Origin of the sequence: Paenarthrobacter sp. AR 02 (assembly GCF_021538675.1) — a bacterium.
Taxonomy (GTDB): Bacteria; Actinomycetota; Actinomycetes; order Actinomycetales; family Micrococcaceae; genus Arthrobacter.
The window spans coordinates 1-2,337 of record NZ_JAJUKH010000018.1; the positions used below are offsets into that span (position 1 = coordinate 1).

Here is a 2,337-nt window from a genome sequence, read left to right on the forward strand (position 1 = left end):
TAAGACCCACAGCGCCGATGGTACTGCACCCGGGAGGGTGTGGGAGAGTAGGACACCGCCGGACAACCATTAAGGTCGAGACCCCCCAACCCACACGGGTCGGGGGGTCTCCCACATTTAACAACCACACCGGAAACACCGCGCAGCAACTCCATAAAGGCCTCCACACACCGGGAGGCTTTTTGCCGTTAAGCGTGCGTGCGGCTCGGCTCGCGTGCTAGTTTTTCAGTGATCGTGATTCTTCGACAGGAGGTGAGACCCATGAACGCAGTATCCATAGTGGGCGCTCCCTTGTTGTCCACGATCGGGCGATTGAAGTAGTCGCCTCCGGGAGTGCCGTGATCCGCAATTTGCGAAAGGCAACTCCAATGAACACATCATCTTCTTCAACAGTGCGTAGTTCCCATACTGCGCTGGTACTCGGAGGCGGGGGATCCACCGGCAACGCCTGGCTCATCGGCGTTATAGCCGGCCTCCACGCTTCCGGGGTTGACGTCACCAACCCCGACCTCATTGTAGGAACGTCGGCTGGATCGACTGCAGCAGCACAGATAGCCGCATCGGCACCTGCGGAACTGTTCGCGGCCGCCGTCGCGCCTGTTCCTGAAGCCTTACGGCGCCCGGCCTCGGCTGGAGCTGACCGTGGCCGTCCGTCGCCGGTGTCGAGCCACTTGGCCAGGATGAACCACATCATCTCCTCCTCCAGCGGTGCGGCCGACATGCGCCGTCGGCTGGGGGCGGCTGCCATGGAGTCCGAGGCCGCGGCGGACGATACCTGGCAAGCGAAATGGCGTGCTGTTGTGGCGTCCCGGCTCCTGGACCAACGTTGGCCGGATAGGCAGGTACTCATCACGGCCGTTGATGCCGAAACCGGCGACCCTGCCGTTTTCGATCGAGGAAGTGGCGTTGAGTTGGTGGATGCCGTTGCGGCCAGCTGCTCGAGCTCGAGGCCCTACCGGGTCGGAGACCATTGGTACCTCGACGGCGGCTACCGGTCGAACGCCGAGAACGCCGATCTGGCGGCCGGGTATGAGCGGGTACTTGTCCTGTCGCCTTTCGGCGGGAGATCCCTGCAGCCGGTGGAATGGGGCATGCACCTGGCGACGCAGGTCGACACCCTTCGTGCAGGTGGCAGTGGGGTCGAGACGATCTTCCCGGACCCTGACGCTGAGCACCTGTTTGGTGGGAATGCGATGGACATTTCGCTGCGCCCGGCAGCGGCCCAAGCGGGCTACGACCAAGGCATGGACCTGGCGGGGAGGCTTGGCGGGTTCTGGGGCTGAGCTGAAGAAGGGCTCCCACGGTTGTGGGAGCCCTTCTTTGCCCGTGGCTTTGAGGATAGCTAGGCGCTGGTTGCCTTTGCGGCTTTGGCAGCTGCCTTGGCCGCTTGCTTGCTGGCGCGTACCTTAACCAAGGATTCCGGATCCACGATGTCGGCGACGGAAAGGTACGAACCCTCCTCCCCGTAATGGCCTGCGGCCTCCCGCCAACCTTCGGCCTGAAGTCCGCATTGCTTGCCGAGAAGGGCCAGGAAGATCTTCGCCTTTTGTTCGCCGAAACCGGGCAGGGCCTTGAGGCGGCGTAGTACTTCAGGGCCGTCCGGGGACCCGCTGGTCCAGATGGACGCGGCGTCACCATTCCAGTCAAGGTGGACGGTTTCCGCCAACGCCTGGACTCTGGCGGCCATGGAACCGGGGAACCTGTGGACGGCGGGTCGCTCCTTGAAGACGTCCACGAATCCAGCGGGGTCATACGCGGCAATTGTTTCGGGCCTAAAGGATCCAAGGCGCGTGCGGATCTTCTCCGGACCGGCGAAAGCCGATTCCATCGTTACCTGTTGATCAAGCAGCATGCCTGTCAGCAATGCGAATGCGTCGTCGCTGAGTAGTTGGTCGGCGGCGGCATCGCCTGTGATGTGCAGTTCCATGGGACCCATCCTCCCACCACTGCTTGCCGGCGTCATGACGCCATCTGGTTGGTGTTCGACGGCGGGTTGGTGGGGGTTTGGTGGGTGGTTGGGGTGGGGTGTTGGGGGTGGATTTGCGTTGGGGGTGTGGGGCGTGTATTGTTTTCTGAGTCGCCGGGTGCGAAACGGAAAGCCGGAAGGTGTGTACGGTTCGGTAGGCGGCCAAAAATAACTCTTCTTTTCCAATGGCCCTGTTGTGGTGCGCTGCTTTGTGTGGTGTTCCGGTGGGGGGATGTTTTGGGGGGTCTGTTGTTTGAGAACTCAATAGTGTGCCAAGTTTGTTGATACCGATTGTTTTTTGATTGGTTGAAATTTATGCCAGTTCTGTCATGCACCCCCGTGTGTGGTGGGCTGGTTTTCAGCTGGTTTCG

Annotated in this window: 2 protein-coding genes; one reads left to right on the forward strand and one right to left on the reverse strand. The window is 61.5% G+C overall.

Going from position 1 to position 2,337, the window contains the following annotated elements; all coding sequences use genetic code 11:
* Window positions 1-368: 368 nt before the first annotated feature.
* Window positions 369-1,283 (forward strand): patatin-like phospholipase family protein, encoded by a 915-nt coding sequence (locus LRQ04_RS20450; protein WP_235522135.1) that lies wholly within the window; start codon window positions 369-371, stop codon window positions 1,281-1,283.
* A gap of 59 nt (window positions 1,284-1,342) precedes the next feature.
* Here the strand turns inward: LRQ04_RS20450 and LRQ04_RS20455 are convergent, their stop codons facing one another.
* Window positions 1,343-1,936 (reverse strand): HhH-GPD-type base excision DNA repair protein, encoded by a 594-nt coding sequence (locus LRQ04_RS20455; protein WP_235522136.1) that lies wholly within the window; start codon window positions 1,934-1,936, stop codon window positions 1,343-1,345.
* Window positions 1,937-2,337: the final 401 nt, after the last annotated feature.